19 protein-coding genes, 1 tRNA gene and 2 pseudogenes are annotated in these 15480 nt (G+C 64.6%); 11 read left to right on the top strand and 11 right to left on the bottom strand.

Annotated elements, in window-relative coordinates; translation table 11 throughout:
* Positions 1-53: 53 nt before the first annotated feature.
* Positions 54-374, bottom strand: a complete 321-nt coding sequence (locus tag ACVI1L_RS39350; protein ID WP_456785275.1) for a hypothetical protein — start codon at positions 372-374, stop codon at positions 54-56.
* A gap of 169 nt (positions 375-543) precedes the next feature.
* Positions 544-630 (bottom strand) — tRNA-Leu (locus tag ACVI1L_RS39345).
* A 224-nt stretch (positions 631-854) separates the two neighbouring features.
* On the opposite strand from ACVI1L_RS39345, the gene ACVI1L_RS39340 reads away from it, so the two are divergent.
* Positions 855-1289: a hypothetical protein gene (locus tag ACVI1L_RS39340; RefSeq protein WP_057019078.1), complete on the top strand. Its 435-nt coding sequence runs from the start codon at positions 855-857 to the stop codon at positions 1287-1289.
* 39 nt (positions 1290-1328) lie between these two features.
* Here the strand turns inward: ACVI1L_RS39340 and ACVI1L_RS39335 are convergent, their stop codons facing one another.
* Positions 1329-2531: an FAD-dependent monooxygenase gene (locus tag ACVI1L_RS39335; protein ID WP_456785274.1), complete on the bottom strand. Its 1203-nt coding sequence runs from the start codon at positions 2529-2531 to the stop codon at positions 1329-1331.
* A gap of 7 nt (positions 2532-2538) precedes the next feature.
* On the bottom strand, positions 2539-2784 hold the full coding sequence (locus tag ACVI1L_RS39330; protein WP_018272338.1) for a zinc-finger domain-containing protein: 246 nt from the start codon (positions 2782-2784) through the stop codon (positions 2539-2541).
* 234 nt (positions 2785-3018) lie between these two features.
* Between ACVI1L_RS39330 and ACVI1L_RS39325 the strand changes: the two genes are divergently transcribed.
* Together ACVI1L_RS39325 and ACVI1L_RS39320 are read left to right on the top strand one after the other, a co-directional pair.
* Positions 3019-4152, top strand: a complete 1134-nt coding sequence (locus ACVI1L_RS39325; protein WP_057019076.1) for a hypothetical protein — start codon at positions 3019-3021, stop codon at positions 4150-4152.
* A gap of 57 nt (positions 4153-4209) precedes the next feature.
* The gene (locus ACVI1L_RS39320; RefSeq protein ID WP_141341163.1) at positions 4210-4962 is read left to right on the top strand and encodes an alpha/beta fold hydrolase; all 753 of its coding nucleotides are present in this window, start codon (positions 4210-4212) and stop codon (positions 4960-4962) included.
* Positions 4963-4965: 3 nt separating this feature from the next.
* Here ACVI1L_RS39320 and ACVI1L_RS39315 read toward each other — a convergent pair.
* A pseudogene (locus ACVI1L_RS39315) lies at positions 4966-6357 on the bottom strand (hypothetical protein); the annotation flags it as partial.
* Positions 6358-6539: 182 nt separating this feature from the next.
* On the opposite strand from ACVI1L_RS39315, the gene cysE reads away from it, so the two are divergent.
* Together cysE and ACVI1L_RS39305 are read left to right on the top strand one after the other, a co-directional pair.
* A complete protein-coding gene (gene cysE, locus ACVI1L_RS39310; RefSeq protein ID WP_092089661.1) occupies positions 6540-7367 on the top strand; it encodes a serine O-acetyltransferase in 828 nt (275 codons plus the stop codon).
* A 150-nt stretch (positions 7368-7517) separates the two neighbouring features.
* Complete coding sequence (locus ACVI1L_RS39305; RefSeq protein WP_021077729.1) at positions 7518-7730, top strand: DUF3126 family protein; 213 nt, start codon at positions 7518-7520, stop codon at positions 7728-7730.
* Positions 7731-7848: 118 nt separating this feature from the next.
* Here ACVI1L_RS39305 and ACVI1L_RS39300 read toward each other — a convergent pair whose 3' ends face one another.
* Entirely contained in the window at positions 7849-8559 is a 711-nt protein-coding gene (locus tag ACVI1L_RS39300; protein ID WP_456785273.1) for a hypothetical protein, read from the bottom strand.
* 219 nt (positions 8560-8778) lie between these two features.
* Between ACVI1L_RS39300 and ACVI1L_RS39295 the strand changes: the two genes are divergently transcribed.
* Both ACVI1L_RS39295 and ACVI1L_RS39290 read left to right on the top strand, forming a co-directional pair.
* A complete protein-coding gene (locus tag ACVI1L_RS39295) occupies positions 8779-9108 on the top strand; it encodes a DUF6949 family protein (protein ID WP_028336117.1) in 330 nt (109 codons plus the stop codon).
* A 192-nt stretch (positions 9109-9300) separates the two neighbouring features.
* Positions 9301-9831, top strand: coding sequence for a gamma carbonic anhydrase family protein (locus ACVI1L_RS39290; RefSeq protein ID WP_057019072.1), 531 nt, complete (start codon positions 9301-9303; stop codon positions 9829-9831).
* Between the two features lie 4 nt (positions 9832-9835).
* Here ACVI1L_RS39290 and ACVI1L_RS39285 read toward each other — a convergent pair.
* Positions 9836-10109 (bottom strand): annotated as a pseudogene (locus ACVI1L_RS39285) (hypothetical protein).
* Between the two features lie 87 nt (positions 10110-10196).
* Here ACVI1L_RS39285 and ACVI1L_RS39280 point away from each other — a divergent pair.
* The 3 genes from ACVI1L_RS39280 to ACVI1L_RS39270 all read left to right on the top strand — a co-directional run bounded on the left by ACVI1L_RS39280 (position 10197) and on the right by ACVI1L_RS39270 (position 11691).
* Entirely contained in the window at positions 10197-10511 is a 315-nt protein-coding gene (locus ACVI1L_RS39280) for a hypothetical protein (protein ID WP_076830147.1), read from the top strand.
* A gap of 155 nt (positions 10512-10666) precedes the next feature.
* Positions 10667-11173, top strand: coding sequence for a hypothetical protein (locus tag ACVI1L_RS39275; protein WP_456785272.1), 507 nt, complete (start codon positions 10667-10669; stop codon positions 11171-11173).
* 371 nt (positions 11174-11544) lie between these two features.
* Positions 11545-11691, top strand: a complete 147-nt coding sequence (locus tag ACVI1L_RS39270; RefSeq protein WP_253639508.1) for a hypothetical protein — start codon at positions 11545-11547, stop codon at positions 11689-11691.
* 456 nt (positions 11692-12147) lie between these two features.
* Here the strand turns inward: ACVI1L_RS39270 and ACVI1L_RS39265 are convergent, their stop codons facing one another.
* From ACVI1L_RS39265 to ACVI1L_RS39255, 3 genes are all read right to left on the bottom strand, one after another.
* Positions 12148-12639: a hypothetical protein gene (locus ACVI1L_RS39265; protein ID WP_456785271.1), complete on the bottom strand. Its 492-nt coding sequence runs from the start codon at positions 12637-12639 to the stop codon at positions 12148-12150.
* A gap of 189 nt (positions 12640-12828) precedes the next feature.
* Positions 12829-13359 (bottom strand): bifunctional 3-hydroxydecanoyl-ACP dehydratase/trans-2-decenoyl-ACP isomerase, encoded by a 531-nt coding sequence (fabA, locus tag ACVI1L_RS39260; protein WP_456785662.1) that lies wholly within the window; start codon positions 13357-13359, stop codon positions 12829-12831.
* A 33-nt stretch (positions 13360-13392) separates the two neighbouring features.
* Positions 13393-14022: a TetR/AcrR family transcriptional regulator gene (locus tag ACVI1L_RS39255; RefSeq protein WP_456785270.1), complete on the bottom strand. Its 630-nt coding sequence runs from the start codon at positions 14020-14022 to the stop codon at positions 13393-13395.
* A 144-nt stretch (positions 14023-14166) separates the two neighbouring features.
* On the opposite strand from ACVI1L_RS39255, the gene ACVI1L_RS39250 reads away from it, so the two are divergent.
* Positions 14167-14703: a hypothetical protein gene (locus ACVI1L_RS39250; RefSeq protein WP_456785269.1), complete on the top strand. Its 537-nt coding sequence runs from the start codon at positions 14167-14169 to the stop codon at positions 14701-14703.
* Positions 14704-14735: 32 nt separating this feature from the next.
* On the opposite strand, the gene ACVI1L_RS39245 is transcribed toward ACVI1L_RS39250, so the two are convergent.
* Positions 14736-15350 (bottom strand): transglutaminase-like cysteine peptidase, encoded by a 615-nt coding sequence (locus tag ACVI1L_RS39245; RefSeq protein ID WP_026192955.1) that lies wholly within the window; start codon positions 15348-15350, stop codon positions 14736-14738.
* Positions 15351-15480 lie beyond the last annotated feature (130 nt).

The raw sequence follows: 15480 nt of genomic DNA, 5'->3' as shown, positions 1-15480 counted from the left end.
CAATTGCGGCATGACAACGAATACGCAGTGCACGGGTTCCGAACCGGGGACCGCTAATCGCCGTGGCCTGGTGTCATGCTGCTCGGGCTCGACAAGCTCGTGAGCTGTGTCTGTCTGGTGCCGGTTCCGCTCATCCTGACCACCGCTCCAGCGGCAAATGCGAGCAGTCCGTACACCACGATCGCGCCGCGGATCCATCGCCGGTAGATCGCGCGGTCGTCGGGCGCAGCGTTGCGGAAATTCTGGGCATTGAGCCCGTTGCTGCAATGAGCCGCATCGTCGCCATGCTCGAGAGTAAAGGCACCATGATCGCGCGCCGTTTCGCTAGCAATCCGATTGCTCTTCGCAATCCGATTGCAGTTTGCAATCTCCATCGCCGATCTCCGACCAAAATTGATTTCGAAATGCAACAGCCGCGAAAATGCGCGGCCGGAATTTCCAATGCGGGTAAGACTACGACAGTCAGCGATCGCGGCGTGTGAACTGCGCCACAGCCGGGAAACACGACGCTGGCCCGCTCGGGTGCGCGTGGCATGCGAAGGTTGGTGCGGGCGGTGGGACTCGAACCCACACGACGTTGCCATCGAGGGATTTTAAGTCCCTTGCGTCTACCAGTTCCGCCACGTCCGCGTTGCGCCAGGCGCGCCGATTTCTAGCGCGTTTGGGCGCGGAGTGGAATTGTCATTATCCGGTGCTAACAGGTGAGCTTTCAAAGGCTTAAGCGGCGGCCCGCAATTCCATTTGCCTCGGCGGCCGAGCATTGCGATAAGCAGCGCGCCGCCGCGATTGAGCCTCAATCCGGACACCGGTGGCTGCTTTAGGCAATCTCAACACTGTCCGGTTAAGAAAGCTGAATGTCCGTTCGTTTCCCACGCCGCCTGAAGCTGTCGCGCGCGGCGGCCGTCATCGCGCTGCTCGCCTCGGCCGCGGGCGTTTCCGGCTGCGCGCAGATCGGCGACACCGTGCCGTCGGCATTCGCAGATCCCGCCAAGTACGAGCTTTATGATTGCAAGCAGCTCGAGAACGAGCGCAGCAATCTCAAGACCCGCGCGGCGGATCAGGAAAAATTGATGGCCAAGGCGGAGACCGGCGTCGGCGGTACTGTCGTCTCCGAGATGGTCTATCGCAACGAGCTGATCTCGATCCACTCCCAGCAGAAGCTGGCGGATGAGGCCTGGCGCAAAGGCAGGTGCCATGAAAGCACGCCGGACACGCCTGCGGCCGCGGCCCCCGCGGCTTCCACGCCGGCGGCGAAGGGCCCGCGCGCACCGCGAGGCCTCGTCCACTAAGCTTGCGTTTCCAGACGGGTCGGTCGTGATTGGCCGAGCTCAGGCTCGCCAGTCGTAGATCCAGTCCTGCCGCGCCAGCATGCGCTCCGGACCGATGGCGCGGATCGCCAGATCGCGCGCGATCGCCGCCGGCCCGCGCAAATGATAGATGCGGCCCTGCTGTCGCGCCAGGCGCTGCACTTTCAGCACGCGCCCGCGCCGCACCCGTGCGTAGCGCGTCAACGCCGCGGGAATGCCCGCGGTGTTTTCCCCGGTGCTGTCGCTCAAGGCCTTGGCGAGCACGGCCGCATCCTCGATCGCCATGCCGGCGCCTTGTGCGGCAAACGGCAGCATCGCATGCGCGGCATCGCCGAGCAGCGTCACCGCGCCTTCGCTCCAGCGACCGATGTCGGGCAGGGTGAACAGCGCCCATTTGCGCCAGCCGTCGACCGCGTCGATCAGCACCCGCGCTGTCGTGGGCCAGCGCGCGGTGGCGAATGCACCCTTGATCTCGTTGATGTCGCCGGGCTCGCTCCAGCCCGGCCGGTTCCAGGTGCCCGATACGATCGCGACCACGTTGATCTGGCGTCCGGCCGAGATGGGATAGGCGACGAGATGCGCGTCCGGTCCCATCCAGAGCTGCACGCGCGGTGCGGTGTATTCACGCGGCAGGGCGGTGGCGTCCAGCGTGCCGCGCCAGGCGATCAGGCCGGAGAATTGCGGCTGTACATCCGGAAACAAATGCCCGCGCACCGACGACCAGATGCCGTCGGCGCCGATCAGCGCGACGGCCAATTCCTCCTGCCGTGAATTGCCGCGGCGTTGCACGACGGTGAGGCCTCGCGCATGCTTGGTCACATCCTCGAACTGGCAGCCGAGCCGCAGATCGATATCGGGATGGTCGCTCGCGGCGGCCTGCAGCGCGGCCTGCAAATCGGCGCGGTGGATCACCCAATAGGGTGCGCCGGCGCGGAACTCGGCGGCCTGGCCAAGCGGCATCCGTGCGATCTCGCCACCGGCCCGCGCGCTCAGGATGTTGACGGATTCAGGCGTGACCGCGCGCCGCGCAAGCGGTTCCTTGAGCCCGAGCTCGACCAGGATGCGGCTGGCATTGGGAGAGAGCTGGATGCCGGCGCCGGCTTCCTCGAGCCGTTCGGCCTTCTCCAGCACGACGACGCGAAAGCCCTGTGCCGCCAGTGTCAGCGACGCCGTCAGTCCTCCGATCCCGGCGCCTGCAACGATGACGGTTCGCGTCAGCGCCACGGAGCGGTCAGGCGACCTTGTCTTTCAGCACGCATTCCGGCGGTCGCGCTTCGCCGGCCGCGAGGTCGGATGCGAAGCGATAAAGCGTCGAGCAGTACGGGCAGATAATCTCGTTGTCATTGCCGAGGTCGAGGAACACGTGCGGATGGTCGAACGGCGGGTTGGCGCCGACGCACATGAACTCCTGCGATCCGATTTCGATCACCGAGACACCGGCATCGTTATGGAAGTGCGGGACGACGTGGTCGGACATATTCTCACCTTGATGGCAACGATGGGCAGACGCAATCAACAGCATGCGGCATCGCGAAATGCCGCGCACCATACTGGCGGGAACAGTTGATTCCTAGAGCCCCGATGGCTCATTTGCTCATGCAAATTCGACACAATCTTGTCGTCCCAGAGAAGCCCTCCTTTGGTCGGAGCCGTTGTGTCGCAAAAACGGCACACTATCTCCAAGGCGAATAAAACTAGAGGTTTTATCGGGATGAATCGGGTGCGCGTCAGCTTGGCGATGGTCGGCGTGGCAGCAAGTGCTGCCGTGGGCGCGGCTATTTGGCCGCACGCCCGTGATGCCGGCACCGTGCTGGCGGCGCGGGACGATCCCGCTGCGCTCGCCGACATCAGGCTCAATTCCGTGCTGCGCAACAACCCGGCGTTGATCTCCGACAATATCGAGGCGGCGCTGGCCTCCGGTGATGCCGACCTTGCGGCCAGCTTTGTCGAACTCGCCGGCGAGAAGAACATCGCACTTGGTGATGATCTCACAAAGCGCGTCGATGACGCGCGCGTCGAGCAATCATCCACCATTCATTTCGCCAAAGGCTTCGCCACCGGCCTGGTGACCGGCAATGCCGACGATGTCGCAAGCCTGTCCGGCACGGTCGCCGGCGACCTGTTCGTATTCGGTGATGTCCGGGACGTCGTGCGCGAGGGCAAGCACCTCGTGATGGGCGAGGACACCGACCAGCTGGTGCTCGGCCTCGCGGCCGCCGGGCTCGCGGTGACCGCGGCCACCTATGTGTCGGTCGGCGGCGCCGGGCCGCTGCGCGCCGGGCTGACGCTGGTCAAGGATACGCGCAAGGCCGGACGGCTGAGCGAGGGGATGATCGAATGGGCCGGGCGTTCGACCCGCGAGGTGGTCGACCAGCCGGCGCTGCGCGAGGCGGTCGCATCCGGCTCGGTGCTGCGGCCGGTGCAAACCGCAACCGCGATCCGCGCGGCCTTCCGAGCCGAGAAGGCGGGCGCGCTGGTGCGCGTCGCCAAGGACGTCGGGCGCATCGGCGAGGCGGCCGGGGTTCGCGCTGCGCGGGATACGCTGAAGGTCGCCGAGAATCCGAGGGAGATCGCGCGGGCGGCGCGGATAGCCGAGGTCAAGGGCGGCCAGACCCGCGCGATCCTGAAGCTGCTCGGCCGCGGCGCGCTGCTGCTGGCGGCCGGCGCATTCAATCTCACCATGTGGCTGTTCGGCGCGCTGCTGGCGCTGTTCGGCTTCCTGTCGTCGATCAAGGCCACCACCGAACGGGCCACCGCCGGGTGGCTCAGACGAAGCAAGGTGCTGCGCCTGAAGCAGCAGATGGCCGCTCAGGCTACCTTGGCGAGTATGCCCGCCCAGGGTTAGGCTTGCGGTCGCCTGTCGATCGCCAATCGCAAATCCCAAGAACAAACGGAATGGATGATGCCGAGTTTCCATCACGGCGATGTTGAAATTGCCTTTATCGACGAAGGCGCGGGCGAACCGATCGTGCTGGTGCACGGCTTTGCCTCGAGCAAGAACGTCAACTGGATCTACCCGACCTGGGTGTCCGATCTCGTCAAGGCCGGCCGTCGGGTGATCGCGCTCGATAATCGTGGCCACGGCGAATCCGCCAAGCTCTACGATGCCGCGCAGTACGAGATCGCGACCATGGCCGGCGACGTGATTGCGCTGATGGACCATCTCGGAATCGCGCGCGCCGACATCATGGGCTATTCGCTGGGCTCGCGGATGACGGCGATCCTGGCGCGAGAGAATTCCGATCGGGTGCGCTCGGCGATCCTTGGCGGGATCGGCATCGGGCTGATCGAGGGCGGCGGCCCCGGCGAGGCGGTCGCGCTGGCGCTGGAGGCGCCGTCGCTCGACGATGTCACCGACCCGGTCGGCCGTACCTTCCGCGCCTTTGCCGATCAGACCCGCTCCGACCGCCGCGCGCTCGCCGCCTGCCTGCGCGGCTCGCGCCGCCTGATGACGCGCGAGGAGGCGGCCGGCATCCGCGTGCCGGTTCTGATCGCGGTCGGCAGCAAGGACGAGATTGCGGGCTCGGCGTCAGCGCTCGGCCGGATCATTCCGGGTTCGGAGGTGCTCGACATTCCGAACCGCGATCACATGCGGGCGGTCGGCGACAAGGTCTACAAGACCGGGGTCATCGACTTCCTGTCGCGGCGAAAATAGATCGTCGGCTTCATCCCTGGCGAAGGCGCGCGCGGCCGCGATCAGCACCACGAAGGTCGCGACCCACACCATGCGCGCGCCGTAGCGGTCGTGCGGTCCCGAGATCACGCCGCAGACAAAGGCATTGCCGAGCAAGGCGAGCGTGACTGCGCCCGCCAGCAACGTCAGATCGTCGAGCCGCCGCTGCCACAGTCCGCGGCCGAACAGGATGACGACCAGGAGCATCGAGCCCAGCGCGACCGGCACGTGGATGCGGTTGATCGCGGTGAAGTCGAGGTGCCAGCGTTGCTGCCGCGCCGCGCGCATCGGCCGGACCTGTTTGGGAATGTAGCGCTCGATGATGCCGTAGGTATGCGGGATCCAGCCATTAGCGCCTTCGCCTGTCGCGACATGCATGAGCTGGTCGGCGGTCGCCGTCAGCGCCGCCTTTGCCTGCCATTCCGGATATTCGGCCAGCGAGCGCAGCACGATGGTGCCCATCTCGTCATTCAGTCCCTTGAAGCGGCCGAGCGTGTTGAACATGCTGTGGCCCCACAGGAAGTCGTCCGCGGTCGGCGGCAACTCATTGCGATAGGGGCAGAGCTTCAGCTTCTCCGTCGCGCAATGATCGTGCAGGTATTGCGCGACGATGCCATCCTGCAGCATGCGGCCGAAGGCGACGCCATAGCCGCCGGGCGTCCAGGCCAGCTGTCCGGACAGCGCAAAGTTCGCCGCCAGCAGCATCGCCGCGCCGGCGACGGTGGTCAGGCTGCCTTGCACGAGGCCCGCGAACGGGATGCGCTGCCCGAGCCATGGACGCAGCATCCAGCCGACGCAGCACAGGCCGAGCAGCACCGCCAGCGTCGCGCTGTGCGTGGCGGCCGAAAACGCGATGAACCCGAACAGCACCGCCCTCTCGAGCGTCGAGATCCGTTCGCCGTGCAGGACGAGGATGAAGAGCGCGAGCACCGAAAGGCCGGCGAAGATGTCGGTCAGCAGCATGCTGGCCAGCCAGGGCAAAGCGGTGGTTGCGATCAGCGCGAGGCTGATCGCGATCAGCCGGACCGGCCGGGCGAGGCCGAGCACGCGCAGCGTCAGTTGCAGGATCCACAGCGTCGCCAGGGTCTGGATGCCGAGGTTGAGCCAGAAATCCGATGTCTCGCCGACATGGAGGTAGATGCCGAATACCGTGGACCGGCTCGGCACCAGGTAGCCCTCATACCAGCGCGCCAGATAGCCGCCGGTATCCCATTGGAGCAGCGGATAGCCGTTCCAGAAGGCAGGGGCGAGCAGCAGGAGGGGGATGGCAATGGTCGCGATCCAGACCGACCGTGCATCGGTCAGGCGGGCACCTAAACTCCGGGTATTGATGATGTTTCCCCCTTTTATTGGGGCCGACCATGCCCAAAACCACACGGGGGACGAAATCCGCCAATAGTTGCAGAAGCACGGCTTGATTTCGGCAAAATCCCGACCAATTCCCCTAGACGCCGGCCCGGGGGTGTTCGGCTGGGGTTTACCGTACTGAGCCATCCCGGGACGCGCTGGGTCCATCGTGCTATAACGCACATCAGAACAACCGAATTGCGAGAGCAGCTATGGCAGTTCATCAGGTTAATCCGCAGGGAGGCAAGCTTGCGGCGCTCGATCCGATCTGGGATCGAATCCGCGGCGAGGCGGAGGACATCCTGCGGCGCGAGCCGGAACTCGCATCCTTCATCTATGCGACCGTGCTGCATCATGAGCGGCTGGAAGATTCGGTAGTCCATCGCATTGCCGAGCGGCTCGATCACGCCGCGCTGTCGGGCGATTTGATCCGCCAGACCTATGGCGAGGCACTGCGCGACGAGCCCGATATCGGCAACGCGTTCCGCGCCGATCTCGTCGCCGTCTATGACCGCGATCCGGCGACCTCGCGCTTCATCGATCCCTTGCTCTACTTCAAGGGCTTTCACGCGCTGCAGACCCACCGTCTCGCGCACTGGCTCTATCAGAAGGGCCGCAAGGATTTTGCCTTCTACCTGCAGAGCCGCTCCTCGGCCGTGTTCCAGACCGACATCAACCCGGCCGCCAGGATCGGCCGCGGCATCTTCCTCGATCATGCCACCGGTTTCGTCTGCGGCGAGACGGCGGTCATCGAGGACGATGTCTCGATCCTGCATGGCGTCACGCTCGGCGGCACCGGCAAGGAGAACGAGGATCGCCATCCGAAGATCCGCCACGGCGTGCTGATCGGCGCCGGCGCCAAGATCCTCGGCAATATCGAGATCGGTCATTGCGCGCGCATCGCGGCCGGCTCGGTCGTGGTCAAGCCGGTGCCGCACAACGTCACGGTCGCGGGCGTGCCGGCGAAAATCGTCGGCGAGGCCGGCTGTGCCGAGCCGTCGCGTACCATGGACCAGATGCTCAGCGCGATCGGGCTTTGATTTCACTCGCTTTCTGATCGCGGCGAAAAAGCGCCCAAGCAAGAGTCGTGTGCGCAACATCACGTCGCCAAAGCCTGAAAAGGCTCTGGCGATCTTTGCCGTCTCGTCCTAAAACTCCCCCGAAAATCATCGACCCGATTGGAGACGGCCGTGGACGTTCAGGAAGTCAGGAAGCTCGACGCGTATCTCAAACGCGTGTTCAGCAATCCCAAGATCCGCGTGGTGCCGCGGCCCAAGAAGGACGACTCGGCCGAGGTCTATATCGGCGAGGAGTTCATCGGCGTGCTGTTCGTCGACGACGAGGACGATGATCGCTCGTTCCAGTTCCAGATGGCGATCCTGGAAGAGGATCTGGCCGAGTAAGGCGGAACAGCCTCGCCTTCACACGTCGTTACGACGAACTCGCGACAAAATTGCAGAGCGATTTTGCGCTGGAGCGACCGTCCTTCGCGGACACGTCGCTCCGCTTGCAATGACAGTGTCATCCCTTCGCGCTGTGCATCTGCGCGGAGAGACGGTTCATCGCGGTGGCGATGTCGTGCCACTGCGCAAGCCAGCTGCGCGGAAAGCGAAAGATCAGGTCGGCGCCGTCGATGCGCCGCTCACTCAGGCACATGCCGGGCGTCGAGGTGTCGCGCGTGCAGCGCGCGGTCAGCTGCGGCTCGCTCGCGGTGAACAGGTCCTCGCCGCCATAGGGCGTGCCGTCGCGGAACGCGCGCGCCGTCAGGCCGTCATCAATGTTTGCGCGCTCGTCGAGATAGCGCGGATAGATCGTGCGCAGGCGCATGTCCGGCGCGAGTGAATCGTGGTGCGCCGCGATCGATACGAAGATCCTGTCGATCGGCTGCACCTTGTCATCGACCGTATCGGCGCTGTAGTGCTTCGGCGCGGCGGGCGCGTCCAGCGACGGATAGAGGAAGCTCAGATCGACGCGCTCCTGCGGCCCGGAGTGGCGCTGGATCTTCATGCGCACCGCCATCGTCGGCACGTTGAACAGCGTGCCGCCGACGCTCACCGGCAGCCGCGACGGATCGCTCGGCGGGATGGTCGTGTAGGTCGGCCACAGCAGATAGGCGACAAGCGCGACCGCGCCCGCCGCGATCACCGCCGAGGCGATGATCGGAACGAGATGCGCGCGCGGGTTGCGGCGGGTGTCGCGGGCGAGATGCTGGGCGGTCGAGAGAAGCGTCATGAGCGAGGCTGAGATCAGGTCGGGAGTGGCCGAATCATCTGCCGAATATGCCACGTAGCGGGGAATTTCCGTACGATTCCAATGGAATCCGGGACCGAATGGCCATGCGCAAACGCCGCGCCTGATGTGTCCGGTTAACCTTTCCTTAAGGATGATGTGGCGGCAGGCTGCCAATTCTGCGAAGCAGGGCGGGTGGCCTGTTGCGTAGCGGAAGTTCCGATGTCGCCCGATACATTGAATTCCCTGTTCTCGCTCTTGATCGGTTTCGCGCTCGCGGGCGCGCTGGCCAACGGTTACCAGGCGATGGCGGAGCGCCCGGCCGGTTTCGGTCTGCTGCAGGAGGGCGCGGCGCCGAAGACCTTCGCCGCGGTCCCGTTCCTCGTCTTCGCCGCACCGTTCATCATCATGCGCAACACGCTGCGCGGGGCGCGCATCGAGCGCCGCCGCTTCGAATTCGTGATGATGGCAACCGTCATCTCCGGCTTCTGGAGCCTGATGTCGGGCACCTTCTTCGTGATGACGCTGCGCGCTGCGGGCGTGCTGGCCTGATCCGATCATGATCCGCGGCCGATCACGGTCGCGCTTGCTTGAAACCATGTCGGCCGTCGTGCCAAGGTCTCCTGCGATCAGGGCTTCGGTTCTGATTGAATCAGAAACCGAAGCTCTGGATTTTCGTTTCGACGCGTTTTCTTCACGCGAACCGGTGTCCACTTCGCTCGAAAACGCTCCAGGGAGACCTCAATGGCGATCTACGAACTCGACGGGCAGGCGCCCGATCTTCCCGCCGACGGCAGCTATTTCATCGCCGACAATGCCGTGGTGATCGGCAAGGTCCGCCTCAAGTCCGCCGCGAGCGTCTGGTTCGGCGCCGTGCTGCGCGGCGACAATGAGTGGATCGAGATCGGCGAGGGCTCCAACGTCCAGGACAATTCCACCCTGCACGTCGATCCCGGCTTTCCCCTCAGCATCGGCAACAGCGTCACCATCGGCCACAATGCGATCGTGCACGGCTGCACGCTGGAAGACGGCGTGCTGATCGGGATGGGATCCATCGTGATGAACGGTGCGCGGATCCGGCGCGGCAGCGTGGTCGGTGCCGGCTCTGTCATCACCGAGGGCAAGGAGTTTCCGGAAAATTCCCTGATCATCGGTGCGCCCGCCCGCGTGGTGCGTACGCTTGACGCGGCGCAGGCCGAAGCGCTGTCGCGGCCGGCGAAGTCCTACGCCATCAGGGGCCCGCAATACAAAACGGGACTGAAGAAGATCGGCTGAAGCTTCAGCGCTTGCGGCCGCGCTTGCGCGCGGCGTTCGGTGCGGCGGGGCGAGGCTTCGCTGCGCCTTGCGGTCTCGTTGCCTGTTGAAGTCTTGTTGCTTCCTGAAGTCTTGCGCTCTTGCGCAGCGCATCCTTCAGGTCGATCGGAATGCCGTGCTTCTTGAGCAGGTCGGCGAAAGCTTCGTCGGCGAGCTCCTGCAAGGTCGCCATCCGGTCGCGCCCGAGTTGCTTCAGCTTGTCGAAAGTGTCGTCGTCAAAACTCGATCAGCTTGCGCAAATTGCATTGCTCCCAAACTGTATTGCTCCAACGCCTGCGGGAACCGGCGTTTTGCGGACTCGTTGACGTCCGCAAGGGAGAATTGCCATGCGCAAATTATCTGTCACCACCGCGCTCGCGACAATCGCGATTGTGCTGACGCCCGCGGTTACCGTCGCCCAAGGTACCGGGAGCGGCGCCGGGACCGGAAGCCCTTCGTCAGCCAGCCCGACATCGCCGCAAGCCACGTCGCCGCCGGCCGGGACCAACAGCGCCGGGACCGCGCAATCCTCCGGCGGCCCCAATACCGGCAGAGGCGTTACCACCGGATCGGCATCGACGACCGAGAGCGTCGACAAGGCCATCGCCGACGAGAACGAAAAAGTCGAGCGCCGTACGAAAGGCATCTGCCGCGGCTGTTAACTTCTGAAGGCCGTGCTTTGATGAACGCGGGTCGCGCAGATGTGAGCGCGACATAGGCGCGCGGTAGAAGCCGCGGTCCTAGATTGAGCTAGCATACGCAGGACGCGGCGGAGGAGGCTTGAAAACAAAGCCTTTGAAAAGAGGAGTAACGGGTAATGTTGCGTAAAACGATGATTGCCTTGCTGGCGACGGCCTCGGTCGGTCTGTTCACCGTCGATGCTGCGTCGGCACGCGGTGGCTTCGGTGGCGGCGGCTTTCATGGTGGCGGCGGCTTCCGCGGCGGCGGCGGATTTGGCGGCTTCCACGGCGGCGGCGCTGCATTCCGGGCGATGGGCGGAGGCGGTGGCTTCCGGTCGGCTGCGATCGGCGGCGGTTGGGCCGGCCGCGGCTGGCACGGCGGAGGCTGGCGTGGTGGCGGCTGGAACGGCGGCTACTATCGGCGCGGCTGGGGCGGCGGCTGGGGCTATCCGCTCGCGGCGGCAGCGGTCGGCTTCGGGCTGGGCTATGGCGCCTACGATTACTATGACGGCTACTACGGCAATCCATACTACGCCGGCTACGGCTATGACGACGGCTACGGTTACGGCGGCTGTTACGTCGTTCGCCGCGGCGTGATGACACCGTATGGCTGGCGCGTTCGGCCGGTGCAGGTTTGCAATTGAGCCATTCGCTCGCGCATGGCCGGTCCGTTCGCTCGCCATGCTGATGGTCTTGCAATGATCGGCGCGGCCGGCGTTTCGATGCCCGGCCGCCGCGTTGTCTGTCGCGCACTAGTGTGCTGAATGCGAAGTTCGTGCGATTTCGCGGCAGCCACTTTCACGAACTTCGCATTCATAAAGCACACTAGAATCATAAGTTTGCTAGTGTCCTTATCGAATCCGAAGTTCGCTCCGAAGGTGCGGCAAATGATGCGAACTTCGGATTCGGGACACTGGTATGCAGCTTGCACCGCCTTGCAGCAGTCCGTGCGTGAGCGCGCCGCGAAAACCAATGGTCCGGCTGCGATTGAAGCCGAGCCTAGAGGACATCCAAGATGCTGACCATTCCTGACCTGACATTGCTGCTCATGGTGGTTGTTGCGAGCCTCGCCGTTGCGCTGATCTACATGCTCCGCGAGCTCGAGCCGAAGCTTGCGCGGCTGCGAGGTGGTCGCGCCGCCTTGCGCGATCGCACCGAATAAGGCGGCAATTCCGTTCGCCGCGGCTTTGGCCGCGGCGGTGCTGCGCATCCAAAGTCGTCAGCCGAGCACGCCGTATTTCTTCAGCCGGTCTGCATCCTTCGCGCGGCGAGGGCACCTTCGGGATCTCGAGCCGGAGCTTTCCTGTCGGGCGGTCCCGAGCGGGATTCAAGGACCCAAAAAACAAGGCCGTCGACGTAGTATACCGTCAACGACCTTGCCAGCCCCGGATATTGAAATCGGCTCACGCCATCCGGTCATTCGAAGATGACTCGGATTCGAAGGCCGATATGTGAACCAGTTCACAAAGTCAGGATTAATTCACGGTAACGGGCACTCGTGATCGGCCGCCGCCGGCAGCCCTCGAGCGCGAAAGTTCCCCGTTAGATGATGATCTTGCTGGGGATTTGGCGCATTTTTATGGCTGGTTACCTTGGGTGGGCGGGGTCTGCGGGCGCGTCAACCGCGCGACCTGTGGCGCTTCCGGTTGGCGCTACGGGTGGCCTTCGAGCGCTTGCGCGGCGCGGGCTCGGCGGCCGGCTCGTTGGCCTGCGCACTCGCCAGCGACTGGCGCAAACCCTCGACCTGTTCGGTCAGCGCGGCGACCTGGTCGGAGAGCCTCTTGGCATCGGCCGCCTGCAAGGCGAGCTGCTTGCGCATGGTCTGCAGCTGGTCCTGCACCTCCTGCAGCTGGTCGATGGATTCCTGCTGGGTCGCCTCCATGCCCTTGGTCTTTTCCACCAGGGCCTCGGAGACCTGCGCGGTCCGCACCTGCAACTGCCGCGCGGCGACCATGCGGTCGGTCTCCGGCACGTTGCCGGTGTAGGCGCGCCACAGCGCGATCGAGCCGATCCCGAACAGCACGAGCACCAGCGCCACGGCGCCGATCGCGATCGGCTGCACGCCAATCAGGCTGCTGGCTTGTGAATTCCGGGGGGCAAGTTCGACCATGCGACCAACAACCGGACATCAATTGAAAGGTCCGAAATAGCACAAACCCCGGCGCGGGCAAAACCGAGGGGTGTGTAGACCACTGCGGCAGCAGCGAAATTTGTATCATATGTTAGTTTTCGGCCGTGCTGCCCGGCCTGCTCGAGGCACGATCGGCCTCTGGCCGACCCGAACTCAACCTCCCCGAATTCAGCCTCTGGGCGCGATCAGGCCGACCCGCATGTCCTTTGCCAGATAGACGCAAGCGCCGTCTGCGAGCACCCGGCCGTCGGCGATGCCCAGCGCCAGCCGGCCGCGCCTGGCCTGGCGTATGTCGACCTCATAGCGCACCAGCCTGACATCCGGCGTGATGTGCCCCCTGAACTTGACCTCGCCGACCCCGAGCGCGCGGCCCTTGCCGGGCGAGCCCGACCAGCCGAGCCAGAAGCCGATGATCTGCCACATGGCGTCGAGGCCGAGGCATCCGGGCATCACGGGGTCGGCGGCAAAGTGACAGGCGAAGAACCAGTGGTCCGGCGCAATCTCGAGTTCGCCGGCGACGTGGCCCTTGCCGAACGCGCCGCCGTCCAGGCTGATCTCGGTAATGCGGTCCATCATTAGCATCGGCGGTGCCGGCAGCTGCGCATTGCCCGGGCCGAAATAGCCGCCTTCGCTCGAGCGCAGCAGATCCGGCTTGCTGTAGGACGATTGCGGTGCGTGAAAATCGTGCGGATTGAACAAGATGGCCATCGATGTTCGGGTTCTGGCTGAAGCTTAGTTGCGGCTGCGCCGCGTGGCTCTTGGCCGCGCGGACAGGGGTTTGGCAGGCAAGCCCAGCGCGGCGGCCATGAAGGCCCAGATGTCGCCGGTCAGCCTTGCCGGATCCGGCCGTCTTTCGCTCGTGAGCGCGCCGATCAGCGCCTGGCGGATGCCGCCGATCATCAGCGCGATGGTGAGGTGAGGGTCGATGCCGCCGGGCACGATCCCGTCGCGCTGGGCCGCCTCGAGCATGCGGGCGCCGGCTGCAAGCTGCCGGCCGGTGAAGGCGGTCTCGACATCGAGCACCTCGGGTGCGCGGCTGAGCGGTCCGATCACGAGGGGTGCAAACGGGTGATCGTAGTGAAAGGCGACATAGGCGCCGATGCGCGCCTTCTCCCGGTCCGCCCAGTCCGTGGCGGACAGCTTGGCACTGCCGAACGCCGCCGCATCAAGTTGTTCATAGAAGCCTTCGACCACGGCGGCGATCAGGCCGGCCTTCGATCCGAAGTGATGGTAGGCGAGCCCGACCGAGACCTGCGCCCGCCTTGCGACGGCCTGCATCTCGAGGTGCCCATGGCCCTCGATGAGCTCGGCCTGCGCTGCCAAGAGCAGCCGTTCCCGTGTCCCGAGGCTCGCCGCGTCCATCGTGGGCCCATTCGCTGAATTGAATTCAATTCAATCGCGCCGATGCTAGGATGTCAAGCCGCCGACGCGGATGGCAAAGCGAGCCGGTGAAGGAAGGCGATGGCGTTTGCGATCAAGACCGAGATCTGAAATCCGCGGGCGAAGGTGTTCACCTTCACCGCGCAGAAGACCATGTATGGCGGCAAGCACATCGCGGCCGATGACATCGTGTTCGTGTTCGCGAGCGAGAACGAGGGCGGCAACGGCCTGATCGCCCGCGCGATCGTCGCGTCGGCCGACGCGACACCGCGCAAGGTCGGCGTCATCAGGCAGACGCCGCGCGTCAGCATCACGGTCAGACGCACCGCATCCGCGGCGCGGCTGCTCGGGCGCGACCAACTCAGGCGCTTCAAGGATTGGGGCGACGGCCGGCCCGAGACCGAGCTGAATTTCAAGTTCTATCGCCAGGCCACCAACAAGATCGTCGGCATCTCAGACGAGACCAAGGACACTGGCAAACTTATGATTCTAGTGTGCTTTATGAATGCGAAGTTCGTGAAAGTGGCTGCCGCGAAATCGCACGAACTTCGCATTCAGCACACTAGGCGTCGGTCGACGCCGCTCAAAAAAGGTGCGGCCACCCTTTGGGGGAAGGGTGGCCGCGCGCGAACCGGTCTGGGACGGGGAGGGGTGGGGATGTGACCGGGTCGCGAACTCGAAATTTCCTGTTCTGCTCAGCGCGAGCTTGCCGTTGCAACTGCCGGGCGGTTGTCACCGAGCGAGACCCACACATTGGGATCGCCCTGCGACTGCCGCTTGACGAAGCGGTAGCCAGTGTCGGTCCAGGCGACGATGCTCTCGTTCTGGTTATCGAGCACGAACTCGCCCTTGTCGGTCTTCACCGTCAGCACTGCGTGGCCTTCGCCCTTCTTGTCGCGGACCACCGTGATCAACAGCGCCTCGCGGGGCCAGCCGGCGTCCATCAGCATCTTGCGCTTCAGGAGCACGTAGTCCTCGCAGTCGCCGTAACCGTCTGATGGCAACGACCATTTCTCGATCACGCCCCAATGATCCATGTCGGTCATCGGCTTGATGGATTCGTTGACCCACTTGTTGACCCGTACGAGGTCCCGCCAAGCGGTCTGCGACAACACGATGTCGCGTGGTTGCGTCGCGCCGCCGCGGCATTCGCCCGGATTGTCGGCACAGAATTCGACCCAGCCGATCGGCGAACGCGCAACGTCACCCAGGCTGGCGTAGACCACGTCGCCGGCCTTGGCCGACACGCACGTCGCAAACAGAATGGCGGCAACCGCCAAACCTTTCCCCTGTCCCCTGAACCCAAACATCGTGGCCCCCGTTCTTCTTGTTGGGACCACGTTTCGCACAAAGCTTTTGCGCCGCCGCTAAGTACGCAAAGTAGATTTGACGCGAATACTGGTAAAACCTGCGGCGAATTCGAACTGTACTTGAATCGAA

Source organism: Bradyrhizobium sp. USDA 4516 (genome assembly GCF_054055915.1).
This window is presented reverse-complemented; position numbering and strand designations above follow the sequence as displayed.

Bases quoted from the DNA above. Each gene is read 5' to 3' on its own strand.
- ACVI1L_RS39350 (WP_456785275.1), bottom strand. From the start codon at position 374: ATGGAGATTGCAAACTGCAATCGGATTGCGAAGAGCAATCGGATTGCT.
- ACVI1L_RS39340 (WP_057019078.1), top strand. From the start codon at position 855: ATGTCCGTTCGTTTCCCACGCCGCCTGAAGCTGTCGCGCGCGGCGGCC.
- ACVI1L_RS39330 (WP_018272338.1), bottom strand. From the start codon at position 2,784: ATGTCCGACCACGTCGTCCCGCACTTCCATAACGATGCCGGTGTCTCG.
- ACVI1L_RS39325 (WP_057019076.1), top strand. From the start codon at position 3,019: ATGAATCGGGTGCGCGTCAGCTTGGCGATGGTCGGCGTGGCAGCAAGT.
- ACVI1L_RS39320 (WP_141341163.1), top strand. From the start codon at position 4,210: ATGCCGAGTTTCCATCACGGCGATGTTGAAATTGCCTTTATCGACGAA.
- cysE (WP_092089661.1), top strand. From the start codon at position 6,540: ATGGCAGTTCATCAGGTTAATCCGCAGGGAGGCAAGCTTGCGGCGCTC.
- ACVI1L_RS39300 (WP_456785273.1), bottom strand. From the start codon at position 8,559: ATGACGCTTCTCTCGACCGCCCAGCATCTCGCCCGCGACACCCGCCGC.
- ACVI1L_RS39295 (WP_028336117.1), top strand. From the start codon at position 8,779: ATGTCGCCCGATACATTGAATTCCCTGTTCTCGCTCTTGATCGGTTTC.
- ACVI1L_RS39290 (WP_057019072.1), top strand. From the start codon at position 9,301: ATGGCGATCTACGAACTCGACGGGCAGGCGCCCGATCTTCCCGCCGAC.
- ACVI1L_RS39280 (WP_076830147.1), top strand. From the start codon at position 10,197: ATGCGCAAATTATCTGTCACCACCGCGCTCGCGACAATCGCGATTGTG.
- ACVI1L_RS39275 (WP_456785272.1), top strand. From the start codon at position 10,667: ATGTTGCGTAAAACGATGATTGCCTTGCTGGCGACGGCCTCGGTCGGT.
- ACVI1L_RS39270 (WP_253639508.1), top strand. From the start codon at position 11,545: ATGCTGACCATTCCTGACCTGACATTGCTGCTCATGGTGGTTGTTGCG.
- ACVI1L_RS39265 (WP_456785271.1), bottom strand. From the start codon at position 12,639: ATGGTCGAACTTGCCCCCCGGAATTCACAAGCCAGCAGCCTGATTGGC.
- ACVI1L_RS39255 (WP_456785270.1), bottom strand. From the start codon at position 14,022: ATGGACGCGGCGAGCCTCGGGACACGGGAACGGCTGCTCTTGGCAGCG.
- ACVI1L_RS39245 (WP_026192955.1), bottom strand. From the start codon at position 15,350: ATGTTTGGGTTCAGGGGACAGGGGAAAGGTTTGGCGGTTGCCGCCATT.